The 14,055-nt window shown below is 65.2% G+C and carries 11 protein-coding genes, 4 tRNA genes and 1 pseudogene; 2 read left to right on the forward strand and 14 right to left on the reverse strand.

Features of this window, described 5'->3' with window-relative positions; all coding sequences use genetic code 11:
- Position 1: 1 nt before the first annotated feature.
- The 9 genes from ACCD07_RS27135 to apbC form a co-directional block, all read right to left on the reverse strand.
- A tRNA-Glu gene (locus ACCD07_RS27135) sits at positions 2–77 on the reverse strand.
- Between the two features lie 35 nt (positions 78–112).
- Positions 113–188 (reverse strand) — tRNA-Ala (locus tag ACCD07_RS27140).
- Between the two features lie 34 nt (positions 189–222).
- Positions 223–298: transfer RNA gene (locus ACCD07_RS27145), tRNA-Glu, on the reverse strand.
- Positions 299–331: 33 nt separating this feature from the next.
- Positions 332–407, reverse strand: a tRNA-Ala gene (locus tag ACCD07_RS27150).
- Between the two features lie 84 nt (positions 408–491).
- On the reverse strand, positions 492–1,901 hold the full coding sequence (gene gltX, locus ACCD07_RS27155; protein ID WP_413449150.1) for a glutamate--tRNA ligase: 1,410 nt from the start codon (positions 1,899–1,901) through the stop codon (positions 492–494).
- A 29-nt stretch (positions 1,902–1,930) separates the two neighbouring features.
- Positions 1,931–2,338, reverse strand: a complete 408-nt coding sequence (locus tag ACCD07_RS27160; RefSeq protein WP_413449151.1) for a VOC family protein — start codon at positions 2,336–2,338, stop codon at positions 1,931–1,933.
- A gap of 142 nt (positions 2,339–2,480) precedes the next feature.
- The gene (locus tag ACCD07_RS27165; RefSeq protein WP_176651658.1) at positions 2,481–3,101 is read right to left on the reverse strand and encodes a TetR/AcrR family transcriptional regulator; all 621 of its coding nucleotides are present in this window, start codon (positions 3,099–3,101) and stop codon (positions 2,481–2,483) included.
- A 5-nt stretch (positions 3,102–3,106) separates the two neighbouring features.
- Complete coding sequence (locus ACCD07_RS27170; RefSeq protein ID WP_176651659.1) at positions 3,107–3,499, reverse strand: DUF4399 domain-containing protein; 393 nt, start codon at positions 3,497–3,499, stop codon at positions 3,107–3,109.
- 15 nt (positions 3,500–3,514) lie between these two features.
- The gene (apbC, locus tag ACCD07_RS27175) at positions 3,515–4,630 is read right to left on the reverse strand and encodes an iron-sulfur cluster carrier protein ApbC (RefSeq protein ID WP_353403020.1); all 1,116 of its coding nucleotides are present in this window, start codon (positions 4,628–4,630) and stop codon (positions 3,515–3,517) included.
- A 15-nt stretch (positions 4,631–4,645) separates the two neighbouring features.
- Between apbC and metG the strand changes: the two are divergent.
- Together metG and ACCD07_RS27185 are read left to right on the forward strand one after the other, a co-directional pair.
- Positions 4,646–6,871, forward strand: a pseudogene (gene metG, locus ACCD07_RS27180) (methionine--tRNA ligase); the annotation flags it as partial.
- A 10-nt stretch (positions 6,872–6,881) separates the two neighbouring features.
- A complete protein-coding gene (locus ACCD07_RS27185) occupies positions 6,882–7,361 on the forward strand; it encodes a GNAT family N-acetyltransferase (protein WP_176651662.1) in 480 nt (159 codons plus the stop codon).
- A gap of 82 nt (positions 7,362–7,443) precedes the next feature.
- Here ACCD07_RS27185 and ACCD07_RS27190 read toward each other — a convergent pair whose 3' ends face one another.
- The 5 genes from ACCD07_RS27190 to ACCD07_RS27210 all read right to left on the reverse strand — a co-directional run bounded on the left by ACCD07_RS27190 (position 7,444) and on the right by ACCD07_RS27210 (position 14,048).
- Positions 7,444–8,232 carry a hypothetical protein gene (locus ACCD07_RS27190; RefSeq protein ID WP_413449152.1) on the reverse strand — a complete coding sequence of 263 codons (789 nt, stop codon included), beginning with the start codon at positions 8,230–8,232 and terminating at the stop codon, positions 7,444–7,446.
- A gap of 3 nt (positions 8,233–8,235) precedes the next feature.
- A complete protein-coding gene (locus tag ACCD07_RS27195; protein WP_176651664.1) occupies positions 8,236–8,703 on the reverse strand; it encodes a cache domain-containing protein in 468 nt (155 codons plus the stop codon).
- Complete coding sequence (locus tag ACCD07_RS27200) at positions 8,700–9,278, reverse strand: hypothetical protein (protein WP_413449153.1); 579 nt, start codon at positions 9,276–9,278, stop codon at positions 8,700–8,702. Before ACCD07_RS27200 ends, ACCD07_RS27195 begins: the two co-directional genes overlap by 4 nt.
- A 9-nt stretch (positions 9,279–9,287) precedes the next feature.
- Positions 9,288–10,364, reverse strand: a complete 1,077-nt coding sequence (locus ACCD07_RS27205) for a porin (RefSeq protein WP_413449154.1) — start codon at positions 10,362–10,364, stop codon at positions 9,288–9,290.
- Positions 10,365–10,439: 75 nt separating this feature from the next.
- A complete protein-coding gene (locus ACCD07_RS27210; protein WP_413449155.1) occupies positions 10,440–14,048 on the reverse strand; it encodes a hydantoinase B/oxoprolinase family protein in 3,609 nt (1,202 codons plus the stop codon).
- Positions 14,049–14,055 lie beyond the last annotated feature (7 nt).

Raw genomic sequence — 14,055 nt, forward strand, 5'->3', positions numbered from 1 at the left:
CTGGCGTCCCCAGGGGGATTCGAACCCCCGTACTCACCGTGAAAGGGTGATGTCCTAGGCCTCTAGACGATGGGGACCTTGGCACTACGGTTACTGCGTCGTTTCTGCGCGATGGTGGAGGTAAGCGGGATCGAACCGCTGACCTCTTGCATGCCATGCAAGCGCTCTCCCAGCTGAGCTATACCCCCCGGGCGCAAAAACATTTTTACTGCATGCCATCGCTGGCGTCCCCAGGGGGATTCGAACCCCCGTACTCACCGTGAAAGGGTGATGTCCTAGGCCTCTAGACGATGGGGACCCTGGAACTACGGCACTACAAATCTCTGCAAACTGGTGGAGGTAAGCGGGATCGAACCGCTGACCTCTTGCATGCCATGCAAGCGCTCTCCCAGCTGAGCTATACCCCCGTTTGCGCGAGAGACAAGATTATAGCAGGGATGCCGTACTATGCAAATACCCTTTTGCAACTTTGCACAGGGATCAATTCACTATTACAAAAACTTCGCCAGACGCGCAACGATGGTCTCGCGGCCGAAGATCTGCAGCACCGCATCGATGGCCGGCGTTTGCAATTGGCCGGTGACGATCAGGCGCAGCGGCATGGCGATTTGCGGCATCTTCAGCGTGTTCGCGGCCAGCACTTCCTTGATCATCGCGGCCAACGCTTCCTTGCTCCACTCCACCGTCTTGCAGCGGTCGGCAAACTGCGCCAGCGCCGGCTTGACGGCGTCGGTCAGGTGCTGGGCCAGCAGCGCGGCGTCCGGCTGCGGTTCGCGGTAGAACAGCATCGCCGCATCGGCCAGCTCGTTGACGGTGTTGACGCGCTCCTTCATCAGCGCCAGCACGGCCGGCAGCGTCGGCGCGCCGTCGAACACGGCGCCGGCGGCCAGCATGCGCGGCTTGGCCAAAGCGGCCAGGCGCTCGTTGTCGGCCTGCTTGATATAGTGGTTGTTGAGCCAGTTCAGTTTTTCGATATTGAACTGGGCCGCCGAGTTCGACAGGTGGGTGCCGTCGAACCATGCGATCACCTGCTCCATCGAGAACACTTCGTCGTCGCCGTGGCTCCAGCCCAGGCGCGCCAGGTAATTCAGGATCGCTTCCGGCAGATAGCCCTGCGCCGGGTAGTCCATGACGTTGACCGCGTCCTTGCGCTTGGACATTTTCTGGCCGTCGGCGCCCAGTATCATCGGCAGGTGGCCGTACAGCGGCAGCGGCGCGCCGATCGCGCGCAGGATGTTGATCTGGCGCGGCGTATTGTTAACGTGGTCGTCGCCGCGCAGCACGTGGCTGATCTGCATGTCCCAGTCGTCGACGGCCACGCAGAAGTTATAGGTCGGCGTGCCGTCCGGACGGGCGATGACCAGGTCGTCCAGTTCCTTGTTGCCGATGGTGATGGTGCCCTTGACGAAGTCGTCCCAGGTCACTTCGCCCTCAAGCGGGTTCTTGAAACGCACGACCGGCTTGCGGCCTTCGGGAATGGCCGGCAGGGTCTTGCCCGGCTCCGGGCGCCAGGTGCCGTCGTAGCGCGGCTTCTCGCCCGCCTCGCGCATGCGCTCGCGCATCGCCTCGACCTCTTCCGGCGACGAGTAGCAATGGTAGGCGGTGCCCGCCTCCAGCATCTGCGCCACCACTTCGCGGTAGCGGTCCATGCGCTGCATCTGGTAGAACGGGCCTTCGTCGTGGCTCAGGCCCAGCCATTCCATGCCTTCGATGATGGCCTGCACAGCCTCCGGCGTCGAGCGCTCCAGGTCGGTGTCTTCAATGCGCAGCACGAAGGTGCCGCCGAAGTGACGGGCGTAGGCCCAGGAGTACAGCGCCGTGCGGGCGCCGCCGAGGTGGAGGTAGCCGGTCGGGCTGGGTGCGAAACGGGTGCGGACTGGCTTGGCTGTTGCAATAGTCATCGAAGTAGGAATGCAGTGTGTAAAAGAAGCTATTTTACCGCGTCGGCGAGTCCTTGGCGCTCGAAGCCGGCACGGAAGCGCTCTTCCGCGTCGGCCCGGGTGTTAATTTCAAACAGCAGGCCGCCCGGCGCCTCGCAAAAGAAGCGCGAGCCGCGCTCGTGATGGAACACATCGGTTGTCATCGTCACGCCCGCCTCCTTGAACTGGCGGTGCAATGCGCGCACGTCTTCGACGGCGGACAATTCAAAGCCGAGGTGAAAGTTGTGCGGCCAGGCGACGGCGCGCTCGCGGGCGTCTTCAATGATGATGTCGAAGCCGGCCCGCTTGAGCGCCGTGAAGGCGCCGTGACGTTCGGCCATGCAGCCCAATTGGTCCACGAAGAAAGCAGTGGTGGCGGCGACGTCGTTCGATGGGAAGCTGAGATGGTTGAATTTCATGGTGTTTCTCCTGTTGTGAAGACAACAGAATACGGCCCGAAAACAGCGCCATCAACTCGCTTTCCGGCGCCGCCGCGCAACAGGAAAACCGCTGAACAAACAGGGACTTAGGCGCAGGGGAAGGCGTCTGCGGCGGGCTTGCTCACATTTGGCGTGGCGCGGTGTCCAGATAGCCGAAGACGGCGGCGCCGACGCGGTACGCCAGGTCATCCACGTCGCGCTCGCCACGACCGCCGGCCGAATCGGTCATGCCGCGCATCATCGCCAGCAGATCGGCGGCGGCAAGGTCCCTGCGCTGTTCGTCTTGCAAGTGACCGGGGCCGCCAGGCTTGCCCAGTATCTCCTTGAGCAGCGCGCGGAAGCGGAACTTGCCGCTGAGCGCCGCACGGATTTCGGGACGGTCTTCCTGCTGGTCCAGCAACAGCGCCAGCTGCGGCCGGGCCAGCTGCTGGCGCGCGGTGACGCCGATGAAAGCGGTGAGCGCCTCGCGGAAGGTGGGGAGTTCCAGCGTGGCGCTTGCCGCGTCATGAAAGGCGCGGTCCTCGCGCAGCAGCAGCGCCAGGGTCAAGGCATCCTTGCTGGGAAAATATTGGTACAGCGAACCGACGCTGGCGCCGGCCCGGCGCGCCACCGCGTTGGTGTTGAAGCCCTCCAGCCCGTCCTCCTCCAGCACCAGCGCGGCTGCCTCCAGCAGCGCGTCGACCGTGTGGACGGCGCGGCGCTGGCGCGGGGCTTTGCGGATGCGGAGCGCGTCGGGCTGCATTGCCCTTACTTGACGGTGACCTTGATCGACTTGCTCATGCCGGGACCGTAGGACTGGTGCAGGCCGTTGGCGAACTGCATCGACAAGGTATACGTGCCCGGCGCCAGCTTGACTTCGGTCTCGGTCTGGCCCTTGCCGAAGTGAATGTGGGTTTCGTCGGCGGGGATCACCTCGCCGGCCTTGACCGGCGTGGCGTTGATCAGCAGGTGGTGGTGGCCGGTGTTGGCCGTCATGTCGCCGGCGGGCTTGACTTCCATGCCGCTGACGGCGAACTTGACCTTGAACGGGCTGCTGACGGTGGCGCCGTCCGCCGGTTCGACGAACGATACCGACTGCTGGGCGAACGCGCTGGCGCTAACGGCGAGGAAGGCCGCGACCACTACTGATTTCAATTTCATATTGAATCTCCGGGGTTAGTCGTTCTTGATAACAATGCTGGGGAACTTGCTGGTCATATCCTTGGCCTTCTCCGAGACCTGCACCGCGATCTTGCGGGCGATATCCTTGTAGATGGCGGCGACCTGGCCGTCCGGCTCCGCAACCACGGTCGGCTTGCCGGAATCGGCCTGCTCGCGGATCGCCATGGTCAGCGGCAAGGCGCCGAGGAACTCGACGTTGAAATCCTTGCACATCTTCGCGCCGCCGCCGGCGCCGAAGATTTCCTCCGCGTGGCCGCAGTTCGAGCAGATATGGGTGCTCATGTTTTCCACGATGCCGAGGATCGGAATGCCGACCTTCTCGAACATCTTCAAACCCTTGCGCGCGTCCAGCAGCGCGATGTCCTGCGGCGTGGTGACGATGACGGCGCCGGTGACCGGCACTTTCTGCGACAAGGTCAGCTGGATGTCGCCGGTGCCGGGCGGCATGTCGACGATCAGGTAATCGAGGTCGCGCCAGTTGGTCTGCTCCAGCAGCTGCTGCAGCGCCTGCGTGACCATCGGGCCGCGCCACACCATAGGCTCGTCCGGGTCGATCAGGAAGCCGATCGACGACACTTGCACGCCGTGGTTTTCCAGCGGCTCCATGGTCTTGCCGTCCTTGGTTTCCGGCCGGCCGCTGACGCCCAGCATCATCGGTTGCGACGGGCCGTAGATGTCGGCGTCCAGCAGGCCGACCGAGGCGCCCTCGGCGGCCAGCGCCAGCGCCAGGTTGACGGCCGTGGTCGACTTGCCGACGCCACCCTTGCCGGAGGCGACGGCGATGATGTTCTTCACGTTCGGCATCAGCTTGAGGCCGCGCTGCACTGTGTGCGAAATAATCTTGCTCGTGACATTGACGCTGACGTTGCCGACGCCCGGCAACGCGCGCAGGCCGGCGATCACGCTGGCGCGAACAGCGTCGAACTGGCTCCTGGCGGGGTAGCCCAGCTCGATATCGAGCGAGACGGCGTCGCCTTCCACCTTCAAATTCTTCACGGCCTTGCCGCTGACATAATCTTTTGTTGTATTTGGGTCAATAATTTGGGACAGCGCGGCTTTGACGTCTTCTACTGTGATGCTCATGTAACTCTCCGTAAAATGTGCCCTCATTCTAGCGCATAGTGCGCGCTTGCCGCTTCCACTGTTAAAATGCTCTTTTTCCACCCACAAAGTGCATCAACCATGACCCGCAAGCTGTTTGTCACCACTGCCCTGCCCTACGCAAATGCCGCTTTCCATATTGGCCACATGATGGAGTACATCCAGGCCGACATCTGGGTCCGGTATCAGCGAATGCAGCGCGACGGCGACGCGCGACGCGTGGTGCACTTTGTCGGCGCCGACGACACCCACGGCACGCCGATCATGATCGCCGCCGAAAAGGAAGGCATCACGCCGCAGGAATTCGTGGCCAAGATCGCCGCCGGCCGGGCCCAGTACCTGGACGGTTTCCATATCGCCTTTGACAATTGGTACTCGACCGATTCGCCGGAAAACGTCGAGCTGTCGCAGGGCATCTACCGCAAGCTGCGCGACAACGGCCTGATCCAGACCAAGATCGTGCCGCGCTTCTACGACCCGGTCAAAGGCATGTTCCTTGCCGACCGCAACATCAAGGGCGAGTGCCCGGTGTGCCACGCCAAGGACCAGTACGGCGACAACTGCGAAGTGTGCGGCGCGGCCTACCAGCCGACCGAACTGATCAACCCGTTCTCGGTGTTCACCAACGCCACGCCCATCCTCAAGGATTCGGAGCAGTACTTCTTCAAGCTGTCCGACCCGCGCTGCTACCAGTTCCTCAAGGACTGGCTGAACACGCCGGGCCGCCTGCAGCCGGAGATGGTCAACAAGGTGTCCGAGTGGCTGGGCGAAGCCGGCGAAAAGCTGGCCGACTGGGATATCTCGCGCGACGCGCCCTACTTCGGCATCCCGATTCCCGACGCGCCGGGCAAGTTCTTCTACGTCTGGCTGGACGCGCCGGTCGGCTACCTGGCCAGCCTGAAGAACTACTGCGAAAAGCAGGGCATCGACTACGAGGCGCTGCTGAAGGATCCGGCCACCGAGCAGATCCACTTCATCGGCAAGGATATCGTGTCCTTCCACCTGCTGTTCTGGCCGGCGATGCTGAACTTCGCCAACCACCCGGTGATCGACAAGCTCAAGGTCAACGTGCACGGCCACCTGACCGTCAACAACGAGAAGATGTCGAAGTCGCGCGGCACCGGCATCTCGCCGCTGCGCTACCTGAACCTGGGCATGAACCCGGAATGGCTGCGCTACTACATCGCCTTCAAGCTGAACTCGAAAGTGGAAGACCTGGACTTCACCGGCGACGATTTCGTGGCCCGTGTCAACAGCGACTTGATCGGCAAGTACGTCAACATCGCTTCGCGCTGCGCCGGTTTCATCGCCAAGAAGTTCGACGGCAAGCTGGCCACCTCGCTGTCCGAGGGGGCGCAGGGCTGGATCAAGCGCGCGCTGGTCACCGCTGAAGGCGTCGAACGCCAGGCCAGCATCTCGGCCAACTTCGATGCGCGCGAATACGGCAAGGCGCTGCGCGAGATCATGGAAATCGCCGACATCACCAACCAGTATGTCGACGAGAACAAACCGTGGATACTGGCCAAGGACGAGGCCAAGCTGCCCGAGCTGCACGACGTCTGCACCACCGCGCTGATCCTGTTCCGCCAGCTGACCATCCTGCTGTCGCCGGTGCTGCCGGGCGTTGCCGCCAATGTCGCCAAGTTCCTCAACGACGAGCAGCTGATGTGGGCCGATACCGATGTGGCCAGCGGCGCGGTCTCGGCCGCGATGCTGGGCCGTACCATCGGCGCCTACTCGCACCTGATGACCCGCGTCGACGCTAAGATGATCGAAGACCTGTTCGACGCCCCATCGCAGCAGGCGGCCGCCACAGCGGCCCCGGCTCCCGCAGCCAAGGCCGCCAAGCCTGCCGCCGTGGCCGCGGTGCCGGCCGCGCCGATGCCGGAAGGCGTGGAAGAACTGGCGCCGCAGATCAGTATCGATGACTTCGTCAAGATCGACCTGCGCGTGGCCAAGATCGTCAACTGCGAGCACGTCGACGGTTCCGACAAGCTGCTGCGGCTGACCTTGGACGTCGGCGAAGGCCGCTTGCGCAACGTCTTCTCCGGCATCAAATCGATGTACCAGCCGGAAGACCTGGTCGGCAAGCTGACCGTGATGGTGGCCAACCTGGCGCCACGCAAGATGAAGTTCGGCGTGTCCGAAGGCATGGTGCTGGCCGGTTCGGCCAAGGACGAAAAAGCCAACCCTGGCATCTACATCCTCAATCCGTGGCCGGGCGCTGAGCCTGGCATGCGTATCCGCTAAGGGCGTCTGCATGAACATCGTGGTACGTGAAGCAACGAATGACGATGCCAAGCTGATTGCCGACCTCACGCGCGCCGCGTGGGCCGGCAAGGTCAACGTCACTTCCAGCGGCCACCGCGAAACCGCCGTCCTCGTCGCAGAACACCTGCGCGATGGCGGCGGTTTTGTTTTGCTGGTCGACGAGCGGCCGGTGGGCTCGGTGCGCTGGCTGCCGCTCGATTCGGATGCCGACGTGTGGGAAATCTGCCGCATGGGCGTGCTGCCCGAGTACCGGGGCGGCAACCTGTCGCAGCACCTGCTGGAAGCGGTGATCCATCACGGCCTGGCCACCGGCGTCGAGGAAGTGCGGCTCGCCGTGCGCAGCGACCAGCCCAAGCTGATCGACTTCTACACCGCCTTCGAATTCGAACTGGCCGAGGAACTCGAATACTCGCACGCCAATCCGATGGAGCCGCCGCCGCTGGTGATGCGCCGTTCGCTCAAGCACTAAATCCCCAGGCATGCCGATTGAATTCAACGCATGCTGGCAAGCCGGGTGGCGATAAACCGGGCAGGCAGGTACGCTGGACACTTCAGCCGGCGGCAGGCGCGCCCGGCAGCCTGCGGCGGGTCGCCAGCTGAAGCGCCAACGCGGCCAGCACGGCGGCCGCAAAACCCGCCATCAGGCCCAGTCGCGGCAGGGTCACCGACAGCGTGAAGCAGAAGGCCACGAACGAGTACAGTCCCGCCGCCATGGCGCGCAGCAGCGCCGCGGCGAAGGCCATGCCTTGGGCCCGATGCGAAAACACGGCCAGCACGATGCCCAGGATAGGAAACACCGCCAGCCGCCCGCTCCAGTGCGCGCCGAGCATACGCGCGGCCAGCGTCACGGCCAGCGTCAGCAGCGCGCCGGCCAGCATCCGCAGCGGCAGCTCGGCCGCCGCCAGCGAGCGGGCGCCGGGCGCCGCCACCGCCGGGAACAGACGCGGCGCGGCCGCCGGGAACAGACGCGGCGCGGCCGCCAGCGTTGCCAGCGCCACCAGCAGCGATGCCGCCGCAGACACCGGCAGCCACGAGAGCCCCCAGGCCGCCGCCGCCCATCCCGCCAAGGCTGCCGGCAGCGCCACCGGCCAGCCGGCGCGGCGCGCCGCGTGCGCATACGCGACGCTGAACACCACCGACGCGAACACCGCCGACAGCGCCGCCGATGCCGCGTGGGCAGCGAATTCCGTGCCCTGCTCGGCGGCCAGGAAGAACAGGATGGGGCCGGTCACCACCGGCAGCCCGGCCAGCCAGCCGGCCACCGCCGGTCCCCAGCGCTGGCCGGCAAGCGACAGCGCCAGCAGAAACACCGGCACCAGCAATACCTTCAGCGCCAGCATCGCTTATTTGTAGACGCCGCAGCCGATGATCACGTCATCGACCCGCTCCACGTAGGTACGCTTGCCGTCGATCTGCCCGGTGACCGGGTTGGGCCACTTGTAGTCGACCCAGCCCTTGCCCTCCGCCGCCGTGCCCAAGGCCAGGATGTCCTTGATCAGGTACTTGCCGTCGGCATCCTTCATCTCCTTGACGTTCTTGCCCACCAACTTGATGTTGGCGCCGTTGGCCAGTTCGACGCCGTCGCCGTTGGCGCCGAAAGCGAAGATGTACAAATCCTTGTGGATGAACTGTCCCTTCGGATTATTGAACTCGGCAAAGGCCTTTTCCTTGCCGTTCTTCTTCAGGAACTCGCCGGCTTTCTTGACCATCGCCACCGCTTCGTCGGCGGTACCCTTCTCCGCTGCGCCGGCGCCAGCATTGAACATCAGCGCAGCGCAGCCCACTACCAGATATTTCAACAGGTTCTTCATTTTTCAACTCCCTCGGTTAAAAGTCGATCTCTTAAAAGTCGATTATTGGATGCCAGCCAGGCCAGCACCGGTCCCACGCCGACGACATCCGCCGCGCGGGCGATGACGGCTTCGGTGGCGCACCACGGATAAGGCAGCGAAGCCACCCATTTCATGACCCGCTCCTGGGCGGCCGGCGGCAGTATCTGCATCACCTCCACGGTGATCGCCAGCCGCTCGGCCAGGCCGGTGAGGTCCTCGAAATGCCAGTCGTAGCGCCCGCAGCCCACCCGCACATTGCCGCTGCCCTTGTCCGTCATCGCCACCAGCCATTCGCAACTGAAGACAGGAATCGGCTGTCCCGGCGGCGGCGTCAGGCAAAACGTATAGACGTTCTCGTAGCTTTGCCCGAAGCGGCGCACCAGCACGTCCGCTATGGCCTCGCGTCCCTGCGACAACGGCGGAAACGCGATGCTTTCAGTGTTGACCTGCATCGACAGCATGGCGTCCTCGCTGAACGCTTCGGCCATCAGATGCGGGCGATTGCCATCCTTCGCCAGCAAATAGCTGTGGATGGTATGGGCGGGTGAGCGCATGGCGGCCGCCTAGAAGATGTGGCGGATGCCCAGGTTCAGGCCACGGTTGCCGCTCCCGCCCTCGATTGCGCTGCCGACCGTGTAGCCGGCGCCGTTCTTGTTGCGGATGTACGCGTACACCGCATACAGGTCCGTGCGCTTGGACAGGTTGTAGCGATAGCCGGCCGCCAATTGCTCGGCATCCTGGTTGAAGCTGGTCTTGTCGTTCTTGCGGATGTAGGAGGCCAGCCAGGTGCCGACACCCTGCGGCACCGTCACGCCCAGCAGCACCACATTGCTGTCGGTGGTCGGCGTCGGCGCGACGGCATAGCCGAACGGGTTGTTCAGGTTGCGCGGCAAGGCGCTGTTCAAGCCCTTGTCGACGCCGTAGGCGAAGTGCGCCTTCGCCACGCCGAAGTCGTACAGCGCCGTCAGCACGGTGTTCTTGGCGCTGCTGGTGTTCTTCAGCGTGGCCGTGTTGTTGTTGCGGTTGTGATGGGCCAGGCGCACCACCAGCGGACCGTTGGTGTAGGCCAGCGCGCCGCCGAACTGGCGCTGCGCCGTGCTGTCGCCGGCGACTTCGCCGGCGCCGTAGACCACTTCCGCGCTGAAGCCGTTGACCACCGGCGACGCGTACTTGACCGCGTTGTCCATGCGACTGGCGCTGTTGCCCGTCGAGGCCATCAGGTTCTTGGTGTCGCCCGCCGTGCCGGAACCGAACGGATCGACCGCCGCCACCGCCAGGTACTGCGGCGTGTACTGGCGGCCCAGGGTCAGCGTGCCGGCGGTTTTGCTCTGCAGCCCGACGTAGGCCTGGCGGCCGAACAACAGGCCGCCCTGCCCCATCGCGCCGGTGTCGGCCTGGAAGCCGTTCTCCAGCAGGAAGATGGCCGACAGGCCGTTGCCCAGGTCCTCGGTGCCCTTGAAGCCCAGACGTGAGCCGGACTCCACGCCGCTGGTCAGCTTGGTGGCGGAAGCGGCCGCGCCCACGCCGCCGCTTTCGCGCACCACCGCCATGTCGACGATGCCGTACACCGTCACGTTGGATTGGGCTGCAGCCATCCCTGCCAATGCGCTCAGCGTGAGCGCAAGCATAGTCTTTTTCATTTTTATCCCCGTTTGAATAGGCTCTGATGTTGGAGACGGGATAACGAGCCCTGGCTATCCCGCCTTATTTAAAGCTTATGAGCCGAAGCCGCCGCCGCCCGGCGTCTCGATCGCGAACACGTCGCCGGCCTGCATCTCGGCGGTGTGCGTGGCGCCGAACTCCTCGACCGAACCGTCGCCGCGTTCGACCCAGTTGCGGCCCAGCGCGCCGGGCGCCGCGCCCTCCAGCCCGAACGGCGCGATGCGGCGGTGGCCGGCCAGGATGTTGGCCGTCATCGCCTCCAGGAACCGGATGCGGCGCAATGCTCCGTCGCCGCCGCGCTGCGTGCCCTGGCCGCCGCTGCCGCGCCGGATCGCATGGGTTTCAACCAGTACGGGGAAGCGCCACTCCAGCACCTCCGGATCGGTCATGCGCGAGTTGGTCATGTGGGTCTGCACGGCGGCCGTGCCGTCAAAGCCGGGACCGGCGCCGGAACCGCCGGCGATGGTCTCGTAGTACTGGTGCTCCTCGTTACCGAAGGTGAAGTTGTTCATCGTGCCCTGCGAGGCCGACATCACGCCCAGCGCGCCGTACAGCGCGTCGGTGACGTACTGCGACACCTCCACGTTCCCCGCCACCACCGCCGCCGGATAGCGAGGATTGAGCATCGAGCCTTCCGGGATGATCAGGTTGAGCGGCTTGAGCACGCCCTCGTTCATCGGAATGTCGCTGTCGATCAGCGTGCGGAACACGTACAGCACGGCGGCCTTGCAGACCGACAGCGGCGCGTTGAAGTTGGTCGGCCGCTGCCCGCTGGTGCCGGTGAAGTCCACCGTCGCGCTGCGGCTGGCGTGGTCGATGGTCAGCTTGACCTTCAGCACCGCGCCATCGTCCATCTCGTACGAGAAGCTGGCGTCGCGCAGGCCGCCGATGGCTTTGCGCACCGCCGCTTCGGCGTTGTCCTGCACGTGCTGCATGTAGGCCAGCACCACGTCCTCGCCGTAGCAGGAAGCCGCCTTCAGCAACTCGTTGGCTCCGGTTTCGCAGGCGCCCAGTTGCGCGATCAGGTCGGCGATGTTCTGGTCGATGTTGCGGCTCGGCCAAGGGCCGGCGGCGAACAGTTCGCGCACCATCGGCTCCAGGAACACGCCACGGTCGACGATCTTGATGTTATCCAGCAGGACGCCTTCTTCCAGGATGCTGGTGCTGTTGGGCGGCATCGAGCCGGGCGTGATGCCGCCGACGTCGCCGTGGTGGCCGCGCGCGGCGACGTAGAACAGCGGCGCCCCGCTGTCTCCATACACCGGGCAGACGATGGTGATGTCCGGCAGGTGGGTGCCGCCGTTGTACGGTACGTTGAGCACATACGCGTCGCCCGGCGCCATCGTCGCCGCATGCTGGCGGATCACGCACAGCACGCTGTCGCTCATCGAGCCCAGGTGCACGGGAATGTGCGGCGCGTTGGCGATCAGGTTGCCGTGGCGGTCGAAGATCGCGCAGGAAAAGTCCAGGCGCTCCTTCATGTTGACCGAGTAGGCGGTGTTCTCCAGCGTGGTACCCATCTGCTTGGCGATCGACATGAACAGGTTGTTAAAGATCTCCAGGTGGATCGGATGCACGGCGGTGGTCATCTTGTGGGCGCTGCCGGCGGCCACGCTGCGCTCCAGCATCAGCGTGTGGTCGGGCAGTACGCGCGCGGTCCAGCCGGCGTCCACCACGGTGGTGGCGATCTCCTCGCGGATCAGCGCCGGACCGGTCACGCGGCTGCCGACCGCCAGCTCGGCGCGCACGTGCAGCGCGATCGGCACGGTCTGGCCGTCGACGTAGCTGTAGACGCGGCCCGCCGAGTCGGCACCGCCGCCGGCCGGCACTTCGATGACGAAGTCCGCGCCGTCGCCGGCGCCGATCGCCTCGGCCGATACCGATTCGATCACCAGCGGCTGGCCTTCCATCACGAAGCCGAAGCGGCCGCGGTACAGCGCCGCGAAGGCCTCGCCCATTTCGGTCACGCTGCCCAGCGGGATGACGAAGGCCGAATCGCTGTCCTGGTACTTCAGCCGCGCGCACAGCTCGACGCGGATATCGTCCTGCGCCACCTGCTGTTCCAGCAGTTCGGTGGCGGCATCGCGCGCCAGTTCCACCAGCTTGGGACCCAGCTGGTCCAGCGTCGCCTCGCTCAGCAGCTGCTCGACGGCGCCCTCGCGCATCGCCCGGATATCGGCCAAACCCATGCCGAAGGCGGACAGCACGCCGGCAAACGGGTGGATGACGATCTTGGTCATGCCCAACACGTCGGCCACGCGGCAGGCATGCTGGCCGCCGGCGCCGCCGAAGCAGCACATGGCGTAGCGGCTGACGTCATAGCCGCGCTCCACCGAGATCGACTTGATCGCCTGCGCCATGTTGTCGACCGCCACCGCCAGGAAGCCGTCGGCCACGGCCGATGGCGACAGGCGCGTGCCGGTTTCACGAGCGATGCGCTCGGACAGTTCGCCGAAGGCGCGCACCACCACGTCGCGGTCCAGCGGCTGGTCGCCGTTGGGGCCGAACACGTGCGGGAAATGCTCCGGCTGGATACGGCCCAGCATCACGTTGCAGTCGGTGACCGTCAGCGGCCCGCCCTTGCGGTAGCTGGCCGGCCCCGGATTGGCGCCGGCCGATTCCGGGCCGACCTTGAAGCGGCCGTTCTCGAAGCTGCAGATCGAGCCGCCGCCGGCCGCCACGGTATGGATGTGCATCATCGGCGCACGCACCCGCACGCCGGCCACCACGGTCTCGAACACCCGCTCGTACGCGCCGTCGTAGTGGGCGACGTCGGTCGAGGTGCCGCCCATGTCGAAGCCGATCACCTGTTTCAGGCCGATCGCCTCGCAGCTCTTGACCGCGCCGACGATGCCGCCGGCGGGTCCGGACAGGATCGCGTCCTTGCCCTGGAAGCGGCCGGCGTCCGTCAGGCCGCCGTTGGACTGCATGAACATGATGCGCACGTCGCCCGTGTCGGCCGACACCCGCGACACGTAGTCCCGCAGCACCGGCGACAGGTAGGCATCGACCACCGTCGTGTCGCCCCGGCCGACGATCTTCATCAACGGGCTGACCTGGTGGCTGACGGAGATCTGCGTGAAGCCCGTCTCCTCCGCCAGCGCCCGCAGCCGCTGCTCGTGCTGAGGATAGCGATAGGCGTGCATCAGCACAATGGCGATGGCGTCGATGCCCTTTGCGCGCAAGGCCATCAGCTGGCCGCGCAGCCGCTCTTCATCCGGCGCTTCCAGCACTTTGCCGCGCGCGCCGATGCGTTCGTCGATCTCGATCACTTCCTCGTAGATCAGGTCCGGCAGGTCGATGCGCATGGCGAAGATGTCCGGCCGGTCCTGGTAGCCGATGCGCAGCTGGTCGGCAAAGCCACGCGTGATCGCCAGCGCGGTGCGCGCGCCCTTGCGCTCCAGCAGCGCGTTGGTGGCCACGGTGGTGCCCATCTTGATCACTTCGATCTGGTCCGCCGGCAGCGGATCGCCCGTCTTCAGTCCGAGCAGGTCGCGCATGCCTTGCGTGACCGCGTCGTCGTAGCGCTCCGGGTACTCGGACAGCAGCTTGTGCGTCACCAGCTTGCCGTCCGGACGGCGCGCGACGATGTCGGTGAAAGTGCCGCCGCGGTCGACCCAGAACTGCCAGCGAAGTTGTTGAGCGGGGATGTCGTTTTTCATGGTGTTA

The organism is Duganella sp. Dugasp56 (assembly GCF_047304105.1).
Lineage (GTDB): Bacteria > Pseudomonadota > Gammaproteobacteria > Burkholderiales > Burkholderiaceae_D > Rugamonas > Rugamonas hordei.

Excerpts from the sequence above, each read along its gene's own strand:
- gltX (WP_413449150.1), bottom strand. The coding sequence starts at position 1,901 with ATGACTATTGCAACAGCCAAGCCAGTCCGCACCCGTTTCGCACCCAGC.
- ACCD07_RS27160 (WP_413449151.1), bottom strand. The coding sequence starts at position 2,338 with ATGAAATTCAACCATCTCAGCTTCCCATCGAACGACGTCGCCGCCACC.
- ACCD07_RS27165 (WP_176651658.1), bottom strand. The coding sequence starts at position 3,101 with ATGCAGCCCGACGCGCTCCGCATCCGCAAAGCCCCGCGCCAGCGCCGC.
- ACCD07_RS27170 (WP_176651659.1), bottom strand. The coding sequence starts at position 3,499 with ATGAAATTGAAATCAGTAGTGGTCGCGGCCTTCCTCGCCGTTAGCGCC.
- apbC (WP_353403020.1), bottom strand. The coding sequence starts at position 4,630 with ATGAGGGCACATTTTACGGAGAGTTACATGAGCATCACAGTAGAAGAC.
- ACCD07_RS27185 (WP_176651662.1), top strand. The coding sequence starts at position 6,882 with ATGAACATCGTGGTACGTGAAGCAACGAATGACGATGCCAAGCTGATT.
- ACCD07_RS27190 (WP_413449152.1), bottom strand. The coding sequence starts at position 8,232 with ATGCTGGCGCTGAAGGTATTGCTGGTGCCGGTGTTTCTGCTGGCGCTG.
- ACCD07_RS27195 (WP_176651664.1), bottom strand. The coding sequence starts at position 8,703 with ATGAAGAACCTGTTGAAATATCTGGTAGTGGGCTGCGCTGCGCTGATG.
- ACCD07_RS27200 (WP_413449153.1), bottom strand. The coding sequence starts at position 9,278 with ATGCGCTCACCCGCCCATACCATCCACAGCTATTTGCTGGCGAAGGAT.
- ACCD07_RS27205 (WP_413449154.1), bottom strand. The coding sequence starts at position 10,364 with ATGAAAAAGACTATGCTTGCGCTCACGCTGAGCGCATTGGCAGGGATG.
- ACCD07_RS27210 (WP_413449155.1), bottom strand. The coding sequence starts at position 14,048 with ATGAAAAACGACATCCCCGCTCAACAACTTCGCTGGCAGTTCTGGGTC.